Origin of the sequence: Coprobacter secundus subsp. similis, from assembly GCF_015097275.1 — a bacterium.
GTDB classification, from domain to species: Bacteria; Bacteroidota; Bacteroidia; order Bacteroidales; family Coprobacteraceae; genus Coprobacter; species Coprobacter secundus.
On record NZ_AP023322.1, the window covers coordinates 3,989,543 to 4,007,251 of the forward strand.

The 17,709-nt window shown below is 37.9% G+C and carries 11 protein-coding genes; 3 read left to right on the forward strand and 8 right to left on the reverse strand.

The genetic code is table 11. From position 1 onward, the window contains the following. The first annotated feature begins 17 nt into the window (after positions 1-17). Positions 18-1,883 (forward strand): DUF262 domain-containing protein, encoded by a 1,866-nt coding sequence (locus Cop2CBH44_RS15765; protein ID WP_200755186.1) that lies wholly within the window; start codon positions 18-20, stop codon positions 1,881-1,883. 3 nt (positions 1,884-1,886) lie between these two features. After that, entirely contained in the window at positions 1,887-4,352 is a 2,466-nt protein-coding gene (locus tag Cop2CBH44_RS15770) for a DUF262 domain-containing protein (RefSeq protein WP_200755187.1), read from the forward strand. 24 nt (positions 4,353-4,376) lie between these two features. Here the strand turns inward: Cop2CBH44_RS15770 and Cop2CBH44_RS15775 are convergent, their stop codons facing one another. Further along, on the reverse strand, positions 4,377-4,610 hold the full coding sequence (locus Cop2CBH44_RS15775; RefSeq protein ID WP_082430199.1) for a GNAT family N-acetyltransferase: 234 nt from the start codon (positions 4,608-4,610) through the stop codon (positions 4,377-4,379). Positions 4,611-4,908: 298 nt separating this feature from the next. Here Cop2CBH44_RS15775 and Cop2CBH44_RS15780 point away from each other — a divergent pair, with 298 nt between their 5' ends. After that, positions 4,909-5,409: an RNA polymerase sigma factor gene (locus tag Cop2CBH44_RS15780; RefSeq protein ID WP_044227229.1), complete on the forward strand. Its 501-nt coding sequence runs from the start codon at positions 4,909-4,911 to the stop codon at positions 5,407-5,409. Positions 5,410-5,562: 153 nt separating this feature from the next. On the opposite strand, the gene Cop2CBH44_RS15785 is transcribed toward Cop2CBH44_RS15780, so the two are convergent. The 7 genes from Cop2CBH44_RS15785 to nagA all read right to left on the reverse strand — a co-directional run bounded on the left by Cop2CBH44_RS15785 (position 5,563) and on the right by nagA (position 17,708). After that, positions 5,563-6,669 carry an SIR2 family protein gene (locus Cop2CBH44_RS15785; protein WP_200755188.1) on the reverse strand — a complete coding sequence of 369 codons (1,107 nt, stop codon included), beginning with the start codon at positions 6,667-6,669 and terminating at the stop codon, positions 5,563-5,565. 70 nt (positions 6,670-6,739) lie between these two features. Further along, on the reverse strand, positions 6,740-10,810 hold the full coding sequence (locus Cop2CBH44_RS15790) for a hybrid sensor histidine kinase/response regulator transcription factor (protein WP_200755189.1): 4,071 nt from the start codon (positions 10,808-10,810) through the stop codon (positions 6,740-6,742). A 315-nt stretch (positions 10,811-11,125) separates the two neighbouring features. Continuing rightward, the gene (locus Cop2CBH44_RS15795) at positions 11,126-12,301 is read right to left on the reverse strand and encodes a hypothetical protein (protein WP_055099612.1); all 1,176 of its coding nucleotides are present in this window, start codon (positions 12,299-12,301) and stop codon (positions 11,126-11,128) included. Between the two features lie 5 nt (positions 12,302-12,306). After that, complete coding sequence (locus tag Cop2CBH44_RS15800) at positions 12,307-13,359, reverse strand: hypothetical protein (protein ID WP_044227217.1); 1,053 nt, start codon at positions 13,357-13,359, stop codon at positions 12,307-12,309. Positions 13,360-13,381: 22 nt separating this feature from the next. Beyond that, positions 13,382-15,739, reverse strand: coding sequence for a glycoside hydrolase family 20 protein (locus Cop2CBH44_RS15805; protein ID WP_021930060.1), 2,358 nt, complete (start codon positions 15,737-15,739; stop codon positions 13,382-13,384). 2 nt (positions 15,740-15,741) lie between these two features. Then, complete coding sequence (locus Cop2CBH44_RS15810) at positions 15,742-16,521, reverse strand: glucosamine-6-phosphate deaminase (protein ID WP_200755190.1); 780 nt, start codon at positions 16,519-16,521, stop codon at positions 15,742-15,744. Next, positions 16,518-17,708 carry an N-acetylglucosamine-6-phosphate deacetylase gene (nagA, locus tag Cop2CBH44_RS15815; protein WP_021930058.1) on the reverse strand — a complete coding sequence of 397 codons (1,191 nt, stop codon included), beginning with the start codon at positions 17,706-17,708 and terminating at the stop codon, positions 16,518-16,520. The genes Cop2CBH44_RS15810 and nagA overlap by 4 nt, the downstream gene beginning before the upstream one ends. Position 17,709 lies beyond the last annotated feature (1 nt).

A 17,709-nucleotide genomic window follows, 5' to 3' on the forward strand; every position in this document is an offset into this window, starting at 1 on the left:
AATATTAGAATCACAATATGAAAGAGAATAAAATCGGATTAAAACCTATCGGTGAACTTTTGGGAATGAGGTTCTTTATTCCGAGTTATCAGCGTGGCTATCGTTGGGTAGAACAACAAGTAACAGATTTATTAAATGATGTGAATGAGTTTGAACCTGCTGATGGCGGCTTTTATTGTTTACAGCCGTTGGTAGTAAAGAAACGGAAGGAAGATATATTAAGCAAAATAAAGAATGAAACTGAAAGTCTTGAGGAAATAGAGCAACTTCTCAAAGGCGAATGGGAAGTAATAGACGGTCAGCAGAGACTTACAACTATTTATATTATCTTGTCATGCTTAAATGGAAAGGACTTATATTCGTTAATGTATGAGACCCGTAAAGACAGTGCAAATTTTTTGGCGGAGATAGATGAATCAGTAAGCCATAAAAACATCGATTATCATTATATTGTTCTGGCAAAAAATACGATACAGAATTGGCTATCGAATAAATCTTATCAGGACCGGCGAGATTTTAAAGAAAAGTTATTGTCAAAAGTAAAGTTCATTTGGTATGAATCTGTTGATGAGGATCCGATACAAGTGTTTACTCGACTGAATATAGGAAAGATATCTTTGACCAATGCAGAACTAATTAAGGCTTTATTCCTGAATCGGTCCAACTTCAATATGGGAGATGATGGGTACATACAGTTGCGGCAACGGGAGATAGCAAGTGAATGGGATAATATAGAATATGCTCTACAAGATGATGAATTTTGGCTTTTCTTACATAATCTGAAGGAAAAAGGCTACGACCGTCCTACCCGTATCGACTTTATTTTTGACTTAATCTGTAAACAAAATTCATTAGAACTTGACAAAGAGAAGTTAGACGCTATTGGAACGGACGAGTATAAAACATTCCGGTATTTCTACGGATATTTCAAATCGGGAAATCCCGACATTGTATTATGCTGGAAGAGTGTGAAAAAGTATTATCAGGTTCTTAAAGAATGGTATAATGATTTGGAGCTATATCATTATGTGGGTTATCTGATAAGCTGGAAGCCTGATATTATTTCGTTAGATGTTATTTCGAGTCTTGTAGAAGAATGGAGCAATCGACACGACAAGGGTGCTTTTTTGTCTTATTTGAAAAGTGAAATTAAAGAGAAAGTTTCCAATCCAATTCTTGACAAGCAATATGAGGAAGACGGAAGGAATAAACGGGAGTGTCGCCCCATTTTGCTTTTTCACAATATACAAACGGTAATAAATCAAAATTATACCCAACGAAATAACGGCAAATATCAAGCCGAGGCATTTTATAAGTTTCCTTTTCACCTATATAAATTAGAAAATTGGGATGTGGAACATATCAATTCCAATACCGAAAATCCTGAAGATGATATTGAAACACAGAAAGAATGGTTACTGAATGTATATTTGAGTGCAGATGATGATATACAAGAGAAAATAAGTACCTACTTTGGAATGCAAGATGCAGAAAAACAAAAAATTTTTTTTAATGAAATAAAGAGTACCTTGCCGGTACAAGAAGAATGGTCGCAAATGGAAAAAAACAGGATATGGAATTATGCTTTGTTAGACTCTTCTACGAACAGAAGTTATGGAAATTCCATTTTTTCAGGGAAACGTCGTATAATTATCGGGAAGGATAAGGGGAAACTGATTCCTATTCCTAAGTTATCCAAAAGTGGTAAATTGATAATCGGTGAGGAATTTGATGCGGGCTCATCGTTTGTACCTCCCTGTACTAAACAGGTATTTTTGAAATATTATTCACCGACAGCCGATCACAGTAATTATTGGACAAAGCTCGATGCAGAGGCTTATTTGGAAGATATAAGGGAATGTTTAAAAAAATTAGAAGAATAGACCATGGATAAAAATACGACTTCGTTTTGGAAATTCATTCAGGATCATCCTATTGAAGTTCCTATTATTCAGCGTGATTATGTACAAGGAAGGATAGGGAAGGAACATCTAAGGAAAGTTTTCCTCTCAAATATAAAACACGCATTGGACGACCATCTTTCAGATACAGGAAAGGTTCTGAAGCTTGATTTTGTTTATGGTTCGGAGGAGCGGGGCAAATTGCATCCTTTGGACGGTCAGCAGCGACTGACCACTCTGTGGTTGTTGCATTGGTATATTGCTTTGAGAGTCGGATTGTTGGAAGAGGTGTGTGGGACATTAAAAAAATTTACTTACGAAACGAGGATTTCATCGCGGGAGTTTTGTGAGAATTTGTGTCAATGTAAAAACTTTGAAGAATATAAAGACGAGGAACATATTGTGGATTTCATCACGAACCGTACATGGTTCTATTCGTCATGGGAACAAGACCCGACCATCCAATCGATACTGAACATGTTGGGTGGGACAAAAGTTACGAACAAACAGGATAAAAACATCATCGATAGTATAGAGAAGTTATTCCAAAATACGGATAAAGAAAATCTAAGAAAATATTGGAACTGTCTGGTTTCCGAAAATGCTCCCATTATATTTTATTACTTGCCACTTAAAGATTTTGCCCTTTCGGATGATTTGTATATTAAGATGAATGCACGAGGAAAACAATTGACTGCTTTTGAAAATTTCAAGGCCGACTTGATAGGATATATACAGGAGCGGATAAGGGAGAATGAAGAATGGGAGGAATTGGATGATGTTCCGATAAAGATGGATACGGTTTGGACGGATGTTTTTTGGCAAAATCATAAAAACGGCAAGATTGATGAAATATACTTTGCATTTATCAATAGATATTTTTTGAACTGTGCTATAGTTTATGCTAATGCAAAAAAAGAAGACTCTGAAGTATGGAAACTATATGGTAACGAATCTGATGACTCGGCATTGTCATACAATACCGGATTTGGTATTTATTCTGATATCTTGACCCAAGCTAAGAAAAGGAGAAATGTATCTATACTTCTCCGTTTGAAAAGGTTATTTGAGAAAATTACGACAAATGAAAATATAAATAAGCATTTACCCCAATGGTTTTCCAAATTTGATTTTATTCCAAAGTATAAAAAGGATAATAGAGGTAATTTAAGTCTGGATAATTCTGGGAATATATATAAAATATCTACTCTTACTCAACCACAAAGAGTTGCTTTTTTCGGAATATGCCGATATTTTGAACAATGTGATTCGTTTAATGAGGTTCATTTTAAAAGATGGATGAGAGTGGTATGCAATTTGGTCGGGAATAGTACAATTGATACGATTGATGCCATGATTGCCCGTATTAAACTGATTGATGAACTGAGCGGACATATTGAAGATATATATGAATTTTTGGCGGATGAGAATTCTGGAATAGAATCTAAAGCGTCACCGGAACAGTTGTCTGAAGAGGTTGAAAAGGCAAAACAGATTCTTTTTCGGCACAATAATCCGGAATTGCCGGAGCAGGAGAAAAACCGGGATAATTGTCACGATTGGAATTGGGAAGCGGTCATATTGGAAGCGGAAAATTACGCTTTTTTTCATGGGGCTATTCGGTTTTTATTTAAGAATGACGAAGATAATGTTGATTGGATAGATTTTGAGGAAAAATGGAAAAATGCTCGTTTGATATTTACCAATGGCGGATTGACTGAAGAATATAAAAAATCTGCAAAAGCAAATCGGATTATTTTGTCGTATTGTCGAAATTGGGAGGCGCAAATACAATCGTACACGCGTAATGACAAATATATATTCGGTTTTTCGTCTCAAATTTGGCGAGACAACATATTATTGAAAAAAGGTACAGCTGCAAATTCTTTATTATATGCTGAATCTATCCACCATTTACTGATGGGTGATGGTGTAAATGAATCATTACAATTGGATGATACAGATGATTATAGACAAATTGCTTTTGAAAAATTAGTGAATACAAATGTTATCGAATGGGCTCAAAAAAAGCAAAATACAGATTGGAATTATGTCAGATGGATATATGACGGACTTAGTTTATATCCGAGTAGAGAAGGGGTGATTCTAACTAAATCTCACCGGGATAGTATATTGAATACGTTAATAGATAACGGAACAATCACTTTGGTTATTGGTTCTCAGATTGATACGAAACCTGAGAAAATGCTATATGGTTGGGATATTAAGTTTCAATATAAAAAAGACGGTGTGTGTTATTTATTCCAATGGCAACATTGGGATAAGATTTATATGTATGAAGGGGATTTTCGTCTTTATGACAATGAAAAACTACGTGAACAAAATCTTAAACTTGTAATCGATGAAAACAAGGTGAAAGATGCGAATGATTTTGTCCAGGCGATGAATGAGTGTATTGAGAGTTATTTGCAAAGCAATAAATATGATTAACCCCATGTTCCAACTCTCTAGTTCCTACAATTTTTGTTTTAGTATATTAATTATTTTTAGAAAGGTTTCTGTCACGATGCATTTGTGCCAAAATTCTTTTTTGAGTCCATACCCTAAATCGTGCTTATCATTGTTACTGATATGAATATAGCCAATCGGTGTGTTGGTGCACTTAAAACAAATAGCATAATAGAATCCTTTATTTGAGGTATAATTTATTATATATTTATTTTGAATATATTCTTTTGCTCCTTCTATGTCTTTTTATATTTAATCTGTCTTATTTATAGATAAATTTTAGTTTAAATAAATATATAATAAAATAATTTTATGTAAAAAATATCAATAAATGTTTTTGTTATTCGATTTATATTATTACTTTAGCATTGAAAGGAGGGTATGCATATAATTATCTTGTGTACGTGGGTTTTGTGCGAGGTAACAAAATCTCCATCCAACACGTACAAAGAGTTGTATGGCTACTTTTCTTTCAAATATAACACAAAACGGATGGAGGTTTCTTTTTGTTTAATCTGTTATCAAAAAATGACAACAAATGGAAATTTTTAATCTGGAACAGGAATTGGAGAAATACCAACCTTCACTTTTTAATTACGCTTTTTCTTTGACACGCAACCGTGATGAAGCTTGGGATATTGTTCAGGATGTCAATTATTTGGTTTTGGCCAATAGGGATAAATTCGAATCGCGTCAATATCCTTTTAGAATATCGTTTACTTTTATAAAAAATCGTTTTATTTCTCTCTGGAGGGCAAAAAAGGATATTGAAAATAGAATTACATATTTAGATTCAGAAAAACAATATCTTTTTGAGCAGCATGATGAAATTGTAATTTATCAAGATTATTATTATGTTATAAATATCATTAATCAATTAACTGAGCAGGAGCGATTATTGATTGGGCTATTGATTGAAGGGAGACATTATGATGAAATCGGTGAAATTATGGGTCTCAAAAAAGGCACGGTTAAAAGTCGTATTCACAGCCTTAGAAAAAAACTTAAAGGTATGTTTTCTGAGATTATAGACTTGTGATAAAAATACTATGAATATACATTCCCTTAATATAAAGGGATATATTAAAGTTATAAGGCATTGGCTCTTTATCTTTTGTGGTTTTAGGATAGTAGCCAATGCCTATAACGTTGTTATGGTTAAAAGTTTTGACAAGGATACCGATATTGGCAATCATATTTGTAAACCGATATTCTCCGGAGTGAAATCAGAAATGCTGCATTTTATTAATGTCGCATTTGAAAAATTTTGTTTAAGGGCTATAATTTTTTCTCCGGGGAACGGATCGATGATGTAACATGGTTTTCTCAAATCGAAGGAAGTGAGGATATGCCGATTGATGCCTTCGTCATTTCCGCTATAACCGATGATAATGAGCTTATCTGATATTGTTAAGTTGGAGTCAAAATGGTGAAAGAGGTCTGTATATAACATATTGTTATAATAGTTACTTTCTTTATATTGCTTTCCGGTTAAAAAGTTTGGGTTGAATGTCGGAGGAGAATCCTGTTTTATATTGTCAAAAAATATAATATCTTTATATGGTGTTTGGGCTTTTACTATGCTATTCGGAGTATAAGCCCCGTTTTCATTTTCTGTAAAAGTGTTGAAATAATTTAAGGAACCATGTAGTTTGTATATGCGTATATTACTTGAATATTTGTTGGCGAAATATGGACAGGGTATCCATTCTCTACATTCCATATCAGTACAAGAATATTGGTCATTATTAAAAAAGCCATCATCCAAGGGGGGAAGAAACCCTTTGGATGAAAAGTTTTCTAATAGTAAATCGTGATTTAAAGTGTGTAAATATAAATTATCTGATGAATGTGATTTTATCAGATTGAAAAATCCTGAGTATTTATCAGCATTGTTTACATTGTCGTTTGAGTATAAACAATGAAATATCCACCATTGATAGTATTCGAATAAATCTAAGAAATATTGTAAAATATATTCGTGATTTACTTTTTCTAATAATTTGTATTTTGCAAAATAGTCGGAAAGAAAATCTATAAAACTGTTATCGTCGGGAAGTTCATATATGAAGTCGTAAAATTCTTCGTAGTTGAATTCGTTTTTGGCATTGTAAAATTCAACAGCTGCCATTAGAAAAAATTCTAACGGGTCATAAGTGATTGAATGTCGGTGTATTTTCTTTTTTGTAATTTTTTCTCCGAATTCTATTATCTTTTCTCCTAATTGGCTGGCAGATGGGGCTCCTGCCGGAATGGAGAATCCTGCACCCATTAGAAATGATATGTTTTGTTTTTTCATTGTTTTTTCTTTCTTGTAGTAAAGATGAGGAATATGTTTGTGGTGAGATTTAAAATCTGATTTACTTTTTCTATAAATTTTTTTCGCTGTATTCGGTGGGAGAGCAGCCGTATACAGCTTTGAAACAGTTACTGAAATAGGAATGACTATTGAATCCGGTAATCGTGGATATTTCGGAAATTGGAATTTCTTTTTCCCGGAGCAGACGGGCAGCGAGTTGTAGGCGGGAATGTCGGATAAATTCGGTAGGGGAGAAGTTTGTGAGCGACTTTATTTTGTAATAAAGATTGGTTTTACTCATTCCTATTTCTTTACAGAATTTGTCTATGTTCAATTCCGGATTAGAGATATTTTCTTCCATGACTTTATACAGTTTTTGTAAGAATCGGTCATCGGCAGAAGTAATTTGTTCTCCTATATTTTGTGTGTTGAAGCTTTTGCTGTATATGTTTTTCAACTTTTCCCTGGAACATAGTATGTTGGAAATGCGCAACTTCAAATGTGTCATATTGAAGGGTTTTGTGATATAATCGTCGGCTCCGATTTTTAATCCCTCTTCTATCTGCAGCACTGTGGTACGCGCAGTAAGCAGTATGACGGGAATATGTCCTGTACGTAAGTCTTCCTTCAGTGTTTTACAAAGTTGTATACCATCGATTTTAGGCATCATAATATCACTGATGATTAAGTCGGGAAGTTGATTTATAGCTTTGGTGAGTGCGTCTTCACCGTTTGCGGCTTCTATGATATTATATTCATTGGCCAAATTGTTTTTTACGTATGTTCTCACTTCCTTATTGTCTTCTGCAATAAGGAGAGTATAGACGGTGTGTTTTCCATTTTGTTTGTTCATACTTTCTGCCTCATCCATATTTCTTTCCATTTCGGGTATATAGGAGGTATTGATATATCTTGATATGTCTTCGCTACTTTTGTAGTTCTCTATGATTTCATCAGCAGTAAAGTATTCTTTGCCTACCGGCAGATTGATGATGAAGGTAGTACCTTTATCCGGTACGCTTTCTACTTTTATTTTACCTCTATGCAGTTCGACAATGGCTTTTGTCAAATAGAGTCCAATTCCAGTTCCTGGTGTTGCAGTTTCGGTTTCGTTTACTTGGTAAAATGGGTCGAATATGGCATTTTGTTTGTCAATCGGTATACCACAACCGGTGTCTGAGACGGTTATTTCTATCCATTTGGCTGAATCTATGAGATATTGATGAACTTTGAGCACAATTTTGCCTTTGTCGGGCGTGTTCTTGAAAGCATTGGACAATAGGTTGAACAACACTTTTTCCATCAACGAACGGTCGTACCAAAGGCATACGTTGTCTTCTTTTCCGAAATATTCCAGTGTCATATGTCTGGAGTTTGCCAATTCTTGAAAAGCGATAACTATCTCTTCTACAAATAAGGAAAAATTCCCTTCGGCTACTTTGATTTGTAATTTGCCTGCTTCTTTTTTTCTAAAATCCATCAGTTGGTTTACAAGAAATAGAAGTCGTTTGGCATTGTTGTGCATCAGTCCTAATGATTTTTTTACCGAAGCGGTTGTATCCGCTCGGCCCAACAAATCTTCTAATGGGGCTATGATTAGCGTTAAAGGGGTACGCAATTCATGAGAAAAGTTGGTAAACAGATTGATGCGGTCGGCATGTAACTTTTCTGAATTTTCTTGTTCTATTTGTTTTATTTTTACATCGTTGGTAAGTTTTACACGCATTTGTAAATATCTCAGATAGGAAGCGACAAGTCCTAAAAAGATAGCAATATATGCGATATATGCCCACCATGTTTTCCAGGGTGGAGGGAGTATTTCTATATCGAGGGTAACGCCTTTTTCGTTCCATACATTGTCATTGTTCCCTGCTTTTACGTGAAATGTATATTTTCCTGCCGGCAGATTGGTATAATGAGCAATTAAGCGGTTACCTACTTGTATCCAGTCCTTGTCGAATCCTTCCATGCGATAAGCGTACTGGTTTTGTTCTGGGCGAATATAGTTTAGGGCTCTATATTCAAATGTTATATTTGAACGATCGTAAGGGAGAACAATTTTTTGATGATGATAGTCGAGCTCTCTCAACGATACTTTAGTGTTATTTACAAGAACTTCTTTTATAACGACTGGAGGAACGAACGTGTTTATTTCTATTTGGGATGGGTCGAAAGCGATAAATCCCATATCTCCTCCGAAATAGATAATCGAGTCGGTTGAGAGACATGAACGCAAGGCAAATTCATTTGTTTTGAACCCTCCGTAATTTTTTATTTTATAGTTGTCTTTTTCTATTTGAGTGATAGAAGATAGAGTCGATGCCCATATATTCCCGTCTTTATCTGCATTGATGGCACATATGGTATTAGATTTCATACCGTCCGAGGTCGAGATGGTTTGTATAATGTTTTTGTCTTTATCCAGGCAAAGTATTCCTTGTTGGGCAGTGGCTACCCAAGTTATTTTTCGGGAATCTTGATAGAGTTGGTTTACTTTGGTTTCGAGACCTTTTAATTCCGGATTTTTTAGGTTATAAAATGCGTATTCTTTGCTTTGTAGGTTGTATTGATATATGCCTTGAGTATTACTTCCCAGCAAGAAGGTGTCTGGACCGTCGTCGATGATGGAACAAATATTGTTGAATGTTATGTCATTTCCCGACTTGTCTTTGAACCGGTTTTGTATATGTCCTTCGGGAGATATGATTATCAGCCCATAAGTATCTTGTACTCCTAATAAGATATTTCCGCTTCTGTCGCTGTGTATAGTGACAATCGATGGTGTACCGGGTAATACTTGTTTTTGTATAAATTGCCTGTTATGGGTATCGAACTGATAAAGGATACCATTGTTAGTTCCTACATATAAGAGGTGTCCTTTTTTATGCAGGCTTGTTACGATGTTCGACCTGAAGTTGGATGCATTGCTTTTGTCGGGAATGTAGCGTTCGTATTTATCGGTGGAGTTTTCATAGTAGAGCAATCCGCCTCCTTCCATACCTACCCATATTCCATTTGCATCTTTTACTAAAGGGCCGACGATACCTAATAATCGTTTGCCGTTGTATACGGGAGAGTGGAGTTGGAAGATGTTGTTATTGTCCAAGTTACAATAGTTGACTCCTCCCGCCCAAGTTCCTATCCAGATTGTATTGGCGCTGTCGCAGCAGACCGAGTGGATGGAAAAGTGTGATAGTCCGCTCAGATTATCGGCCTGCTGCTTAAATGAACGGAAATTGCCGGTTTCAGGGTCAAAGATATTCAGTCCATTGAAGGTCCCGATTAGCAACTGTCCGTGTTTGTTCGCTGTTATGCATCGTATGGAATTGTTGCTTAATGAGTTATCTTTTAATGGAGTGTTGAGGTGCTGTTCCTTTAGTTTGAAATTTTTATCGATTATAAGAAGCCCTTGGTTAAATGTACCGATATATATATCTTCATTTTTTCCCTTATAAAGGGCTTTTACGGATAGTTCTTTGAAATTTCCGATAGATAATTGCTTTATTTTGTTTGTCTGTAATGATAAGGTATAGAGTCCTGAATCTGTTCCGGTAAGTATGGTTTGTCCTATACGTAAGATTGCGCTGACCCTGTGGTCGATGCCGGGATTGACACAGTAGCGAAGAAATTTGTTTTCTTTCGGTAAATACAGATTCAGTCCGTTAGTTGTGCCTATCCATACGTTGTTATCATCATCTATATATATTTTCCGTATTTCGTTAGAACTGAGAGTGTTGTCGTTTATTGGTGAATGGTAAAAACGAGTAAATGTTTCTGTGTTAGCATTGTATCGATTCAGTCCGTATAAGGTTCCTATCCATAAGTTTTTGTTTTTGTCTTCCTGTACGGAGACAACATAATTGTTACTTATCGATAGTGTGTCGTTTTCGTCATTTCTGAATATGTCGAACGAATAGCCATCGTATCGAGCCAGTCCATCGCGTGTTGCCATCCAGATGTATCCCTGAGTGTCTTGTGTGATGTCAAGGACACTCATTTGAGGTAATCCGTCTTTTACGGTTAATGATTCGAACAGGACATTTTCTTTATTGGCCTGAGTGAAACTGATGTTTGTAATAAAGAGAAAAAATAATATTAGGTATTTCAATAAGCCACAATGGTGAATAAGCATATATTTCATAGAAAAAAGGTATATGCAAATAAAATAATTTAATTTGTTATCTCCAAATACTTTAAGGACCAGTCGTCTAAATTTCCGGATAGAAGAAATTTTTTGTTTTGGCGTGTATTTTGTCGTTACATATATCCGGCTCTTTTCGGAAAAAGGAGATATTGTTTTTTCCGAGGAAGCTTGTATATTGTCTTTTGGAAGTAATCCTGTTGTCATTCGTTAAATACCCGTTATCCATTTCATATTCGATAAATTCTTAATTATAGTAAAAAAGTAACGGGCTTTTAGTGAGCCTTATTTCTATTTAAAGAGTCTTGTAAAATGTCAATTTTTGTCGTTTATCCATTCCCACATGGTTTCCAAACCTTCGTATTCGAAGAAATCCATCCCTCGGAAACAGGAATAAGACTTACCATTGTCGTAAATGTATTTTATGGTTTCGAGCAAATAATCCCAACCTTGTGGTTGTAGGGAAGTATTGGTATCTCCATTATCCCCATAGGTGTTGAGGCTTGTTTTGACACATATACTGACACTCTGGTTTGAAGTATTTCCGGCTGCTGTAAGTATGGGTTTGCTTCGGTTCCAAATAGTCTCTTTCTTATAATAATAAGCCATGACGATAACCGAATGGCAATACTGTAAAAATTGCGGAGTGCTTCCAAATGACAGTTTCTTTTCGTTTATTTTAGGTTGATATAGAAATGAAATGGCTTCGTTGAGTCGTAAGGGTGCTATTTCTTCCCGAGCAATATGTAGCAGGTTCAGGGTCCGTTCAAGGAGCTGGTCATTTTCTTTTCCTATTCCATAGTTCGATGTACTGTCCCAAAAAATATCTAGCCCTATGGGGGTCGATTCTCCATCTTTTTTCAATACATGAGGTTCTAAATCGGCTGATATGCCGTCTATTTTTTCATTTGCAGCTACTGAGCGGTTATATTGGTCTACCCAGCCAGTTTCGTTATATAGCAGGTTACTATCGACATATAGACGAGTGTCGCTTAATCGCAATGCGTAGACGGTTATTTCATATCGATGAGCAGCAGCAATAAATGTTTTCAGCCATTGATAGCCTTTGGGGTCGGTTCCCTGTAATGATTTTTGAGGGGTAGAGAGATATACTTCTGTGAATCCTAATAAGGCGATGCGGGCAATTAATTTTTGCGGATTGTCCTGATATTTGGATATTGTTCTGGAGTAGACATATACACTGCTGCTATATGTTTCTTTTTCTTGTATCAGGCTTCTGAACCGAATTGCTTTGGAGAGCATCAGGGAAGTTGCTTCTGCGGTTTCGGACAATTCTTTTTCGTGTTCTGTCGGTTCTTCCGGTACTTCTATAAATGCCGGACTGTCAGAAATTTTGTCGTCATTTCCGCAACTAAACAAGCAACCGGAAAGTAGTAGAAGAGTAAGAACCTGTCTGAATGTCCCGATACATGGGTTATATGTCCGGGCAAAATTTAGACAGGCTTTTAGGTAAAATCGTATTTTTTTCATTTGGATTATTGTTTTACCTTATTGTTCCACATCATTTCAAATCCCTGAAATTCAAAAATGTCTACTCCTCGAAATGCTGGATACGTACTACCTTTTTCTACCAAATATTTTATAGCTTCTATCATATAGTCCCATCCATGAGTTTGGAATGAGGTGACAGGACCTTCGTCTCCTACGGTTCCGAGACTGGTTTTTACACAGACGCTTACGCTCTTGGGATGATTTTTGCTTTTTTCGGCTGCTTTCAATATCGGTTCGGCCATTTCGAATACTCGGCTTGGTTTATAGTTATATGCCATGACGATGAGCTGGTCACAATATTGTAAAAACTCATCGGCACCTCCGTGTTCGAGCAATCCGTTGTTTACACGAGGTTGGAAGAAGAAACCTAATGCTTGGCTAAGGGGGAGTGGCCTGAGTTCCTTTTGGGCAAGTTTCATCACCTCTACAGTACGTTTTAGTAACAGGTCATTGTCTTTCCCCTTACCGAAATTGTTTTTGGAGTCCCAGACTAAGGTCAGTTCTTTGGGGTAGTCTATGAATCCTTTTTTCAGAATATGAGGTTCGAGATCGGCCGATACGCCATCGAAACGGTCACTTTTTTTCACGGAGTAGTTATAATTGATGACCGAATTACAGTCTTCGAGTATTTTCATATCACTGACATACAGTTTGGCGCTGCTCAAGCGTAAAGCATGGACTTTAAGATTGTATTTGTGTGCTTCTCGTATGAATGTTTTCTGCCATTTCATGTAGTCGTCAGCTTCTCCGGATAATGCTTTTTCCGAACCTAAATATACATCGGTAAATCCCAGTACTGCCAGTCGGGCAGCCAGTTTTTCCGGTTCTTTCATATAGTCATCTATGCTTCGTTTGGTATAAACATATGCGCCACTCCGGTATCCTTTGTCTGTTCCGAGTACTTGTTTGAATGTTTTGGCTCGCTGTATTTGTTCTGGAGTCAGGTCTGCTTTTTCTATCGGATTTTCCGTTGCGTGCCCGATACACGAGATACTCAGTACCAAGGCTATCAGTCCGTATTTTATGGAGTTTCTCATATATATGATTTTTACAAAGTTATCAGTTTATTTCTACTTCATCAATAAATATCATTCCGAGAGAACCTTCCTTCTCTTCGGGTACAGGAAATCCTCCCAGCTTGTGTGGCAGATACCCGTTTTTAAGCTTTATTTTTACATAACGGGCTTTCTGGGGCGCGAATGTAAAATTATGCTCGAATATTTGCCATTTGTTTTCGATATGGTATGTAAAGTTCCGGTGTGCTATTTCTTTGAAATTATTGTTGTCATCGGATATTTCTATCCACGTCTCTTGTGGAGCTACGGCTTCTTGGCCATAACCGTTGAGCACGGAGTATCTTATCGAGCTGAATTGTTCCTGCTTTTCGAGGTCGATAGTGATTTCGGTTATGGTTGTCGGGCGTATGGCTACCCAAGGATGTACATGGTTGAGGTAACCTTTGATTCCGTTGGTGAGGCCGCAGAAATTGAATTTAGAGTAATCTTTGGCTCCGGGATTGTCCGGTTTGAATCGGTAGGGTACATTGCATATATAGCTTTTACCGGTGGCTTTATTTACGACAAAATTTTTCTCTGTTATTTTTCCGGTTATATTGCCGTCAGGAGTAAATATTGCAGCTTTAATGGTCGTATTTTTATGGAGTACTATCGGGTTAGAGTATACGTTTGATGCAAGAGTCGGAATGTGCCCGTCAGTCGTGTATCTTATTTCCGAACCGGGTATCATTCCGGTAATACGTACTTCGAACTTTCGGGTGCGTTTGTTGAATGCTCCGTCGATGTAAGCGTCGAAATAGTTGCGGCAAGCTTTTACCTGTTGTAAATCGAGCCGGGCGTATTGTTTACGTATGCGGGCAAGGAAATCCGTATAATTTTTTGCTTCTGCAGGAGTCCAGGCAACCTCGGCAACGGCATAAAATCGGGGATACATGTAATAATCTACCACATCCGGATTTTTCATATATGGAGTCCATAATGCGGCTTCCATTCCCAATACATATTTTTTGTCTCTATCGTTCATTTGAGCCGGGATAGGTTCATAGCTGTATACTTGTTCTATCGGTAGAAAACTTCCTGAACCTATGGGGGCGTATTCCGGGTCTTCCTGATAATAGTTCAAGTAGGTGTCGGCATTCGGCATCATGATTACTGAATGCCCAGATTTTGCAGCTTCGATTCCACCTTTTTCTCCTCGCCATGACATTACTGTAGCATTGGGGGCCAATCCTCCATCAAGTATTTCGTCCCAACCGATTATTTGTTTACCTTGTCGGTTGACTATTTTTTCTACTTCGTGAATAAAGTAGCTTTGTAACTGGTTTTCATCCCTTAGATTTAATTTTTTCATCAGCCCTTGACAATGAGAACATTGTTTCCATGCTGTTTTGGGACATTCGTCTCCACCAATGTGTATATAGGTTCCAGGGAAGAGTGCAGCCACCTCGGAGAATACATCTTCTAAGAAACGGAAAGTCTTTTCATTTGGGCAGAATACATTGTCGAATATACCGAATGTTTTTACTACTTCATACCGGTTTTTTATACCACAAGACAGTTCGGGATAAGCTGCAACTGCAGCGGAACTGTGTCCCGGTAATTCTATTTCGGGAATAATGGTGACGAAGCGTTTTTGTGCATAAGCGACAATTTCGCGAATGTCATCTTGTGTATAATATCCTTGGTGCACTGTATTATCGGGGATAATCGGTGCATGGAATGTTTTGTATCCGACCATCGTGTAAGGCCGTGTAGCTCCGACAGAGGTCAGTTTCGGATATTTTTTTATTTCTATGCGCCAGCCTTGGTCTTCGGTCAGATGAAAGTGGAATGTGTTGATTTTTTGGGCAGCCAGTCGGTCGATAAATTCCAATACGTATTCTTTGGGCATGAAATATCGTGCTACGTCGAGCATCATGCCCCGATAAGCAAATCTCGGTTCATCATCGATTTGTACGCAAGGAGCATTCCATACATTTACACTCTCTGTACGTTTGTTAACGCTTATTTCGGGAGGCATGAGTTGGTATAAGCTCTGTATAGCATAGAAAAATCCTGCCGGAGTAGATGCTTGAATGGTAATATGTGTGGGGGTTATGTGCAGTTTATAAGCCTCATTTGCCATATTTTTTTGCAAGGTGAAGGATATGTCTGCTTTTTTGCTTTCCGATATTGTGACCAGATTTATACCGGTTACGGTTTTTATACGGCAGATAAATTCTTTTGCCACTTCTGATATTTCAGTAGGGAACGAAATTTTTTGCCCGTTTTTAAAGATATATTCTCCTTCTTGAGGAATCAGCGATTTCGGATATGGGATGATAGAATAGGTATGAGCACTCACAGGCAAACCGGTGAGCAGTATCATACAAAGGATAAGTATCGGTTTTATTTTTTTCATAATTATCGATTTGAAGATTGGAGGAAGAGGGCTGCACTGTCATTGTCTACATACAATGTAGCATGGGGATGAGTACGAAGTACAGAAGCCGGACAGTGTTCTGAAATTTTTCCTGTTAACGTTTCTTTTACGGCCCAGGCTTTGGTCTGCGCCGGAACTATACAGAATATGCGTGCAGCTTTTAAAAGTGCCGGGACAGTAAGTGTAAGTGCATGGGTCGGCACTTCGTTGATATGTTTGAAACAGCCGTCGTTTACTTGTTGGTGACGACATCTGTCGTCGAGGTCGACAATTTTTACTCTTTTTGTATCGTTAAAGTTGGCAACATGAGGATCATTGAAAGCAATATGACCATTTTCGCCAATGCCCATGAAGACAATATCTACCGGGAATTCGGACAATACTTTTTCATATACTTGACAAGCATGTATCGGGTCGGGGTCTTGCCCGTTGAGATAGTGTACCGATTTGAAAGGAACTTTGTCGAAAATTCCTTCTTTCAGGAAATTGCCGAACCCTTGTGGTGCATCTTTATCAAGTCCGATGTACTCGTCCATGTGAAGGGCATTTATCCGACTCCATTTTATGCCCGGGGTGACGGATAAGGATTCCAAAAACTCATTCTGAGAAGGTGCTGCTGCAAATATGATATTTACCTGTTCTTGTTTGGAAAGTAGACTTTTGAGGTATGCCGCAGCTTCTTCTGCCGCTTTTTCACCCATCTGCTTACGTGTATCGTATATTTTTACGTTCAGATTATCTTTTTTTAATTCGGTATTCATATATCTTGTTTTTTATATATTATGTTTCCGTTTATGATGGTCGTTTTTATATCTATGCAATCATCGAATATGACGATGTCGGCATCTTTTCCCGGGACGAGACTTCCCTTCCGCTCCTGTATTCCGGCTATACGTGCCGGAGTTGATGAAGCCATGCGTACAGCTTCGGGCAAAGGTATTCCGGCGAGGGTAATTGCGGTGTGTACCAGTCGGTCAGTTGTCGCTACGCTTCCGGCAAAGGCTGTTCTGTCAGGTAATTTAGCTACTCCGTCTTCGACAATTACTTCCTGGCCATCCGACAGGCTTCCTAATATGCTTTTTCCTTCGGGCATCCCAGCTGCCCGCATCGAGTCGGTAATCAGTGCTATATTATCCGGGCCTTTTATTCTGTATACGAGTTTGAGAAGGCTTTCCGGGACGTGTATTCCGTCGGCAATAATTTCTACCGTCATGCCTTCTATCAAATACCCTGCTTCGATGACTCCGGCATAACGGAAAGCATTTCGCCGAGTAATACCGGGCATACATGAGTAAAAGTGGGTTATGTGTGTAAATCCGTATTCAAAGGCTTTTAAAACTTCTTCGTATATGGCGTCGGTATGGGCAATGGAAGGCAGTATGTGCCGTCGAGATAGTTCATTGGCAAATGGAAGAGCTCCCGGCAGTTCCGGGGCGGCACTCCAACGTACAATATCGGTTGAGCGTTCGAGAATTTCCATGTAATCTTTCGGATCGGGAGAAAGTATATAGCGCGGGTCTTGTGCTCCTCTCTGGCTCATGGCGAAATAGGGGCCTTCCAAATGGAGGCCTCCGAATGCTGCACCTTCCCGATTGAGTACCTTTGCTTTCCGGTAAATATCGAAAGATTCGAACAGCAGTTCTTTGGTGCTGGTGAGGGTTGTGGGAAAAAGCAGAGTAGTACCGTGGGTGGCATGCATGCGGGCAGCTTGGAGGTATGCTTCTACCGTACCATCCATGAAATCGTAGTTACCGGCTCCATGAGTATGCAAGTCGATGAATCCGGGTGCTATCCATGCGCCATTGGCATCTATTGTTTCGGCATCAGTTATTTCGACAGGAGATTCGCTAACTTCTTGTATAATACCGTTTTCGATAATTATCGTACCATCGGTAATGGTTCGGTACGGAGTGATGATATTACCGTTAAATATCTTGATGCGTTTCATA

Bases quoted from the DNA above. Each gene is read 5' to 3' on its own strand.
- Cop2CBH44_RS15765 (WP_200755186.1), top strand. From the start codon at position 18: ATGAAAGAGAATAAAATCGGATTAAAACCTATCGGTGAACTTTTGGGA.
- Cop2CBH44_RS15770 (WP_200755187.1), top strand. From the start codon at position 1,887: ATGGATAAAAATACGACTTCGTTTTGGAAATTCATTCAGGATCATCCT.
- Cop2CBH44_RS15780 (WP_044227229.1), top strand. From the start codon at position 4,909: ATGGAAATTTTTAATCTGGAACAGGAATTGGAGAAATACCAACCTTCA.
- Cop2CBH44_RS15785 (WP_200755188.1), bottom strand. From the start codon at position 6,669: ATGAAAAAACAAAACATATCATTTCTAATGGGTGCAGGATTCTCCATT.
- Cop2CBH44_RS15790 (WP_200755189.1), bottom strand. From the start codon at position 10,810: ATGAAATATATGCTTATTCACCATTGTGGCTTATTGAAATACCTAATA.
- Cop2CBH44_RS15795 (WP_055099612.1), bottom strand. From the start codon at position 12,301: ATGAAAAAAATACGATTTTACCTAAAAGCCTGTCTAAATTTTGCCCGG.
- Cop2CBH44_RS15800 (WP_044227217.1), bottom strand. From the start codon at position 13,359: ATGAGAAACTCCATAAAATACGGACTGATAGCCTTGGTACTGAGTATC.
- Cop2CBH44_RS15805 (WP_021930060.1), bottom strand. From the start codon at position 15,739: ATGAAAAAAATAAAACCGATACTTATCCTTTGTATGATACTGCTCACC.
- Cop2CBH44_RS15810 (WP_200755190.1), bottom strand. From the start codon at position 16,521: ATGAATACCGAATTAAAAAAAGATAATCTGAACGTAAAAATATACGAT.
- nagA (WP_021930058.1), bottom strand. From the start codon at position 17,708: ATGAAACGCATCAAGATATTTAACGGTAATATCATCACTCCGTACCGA.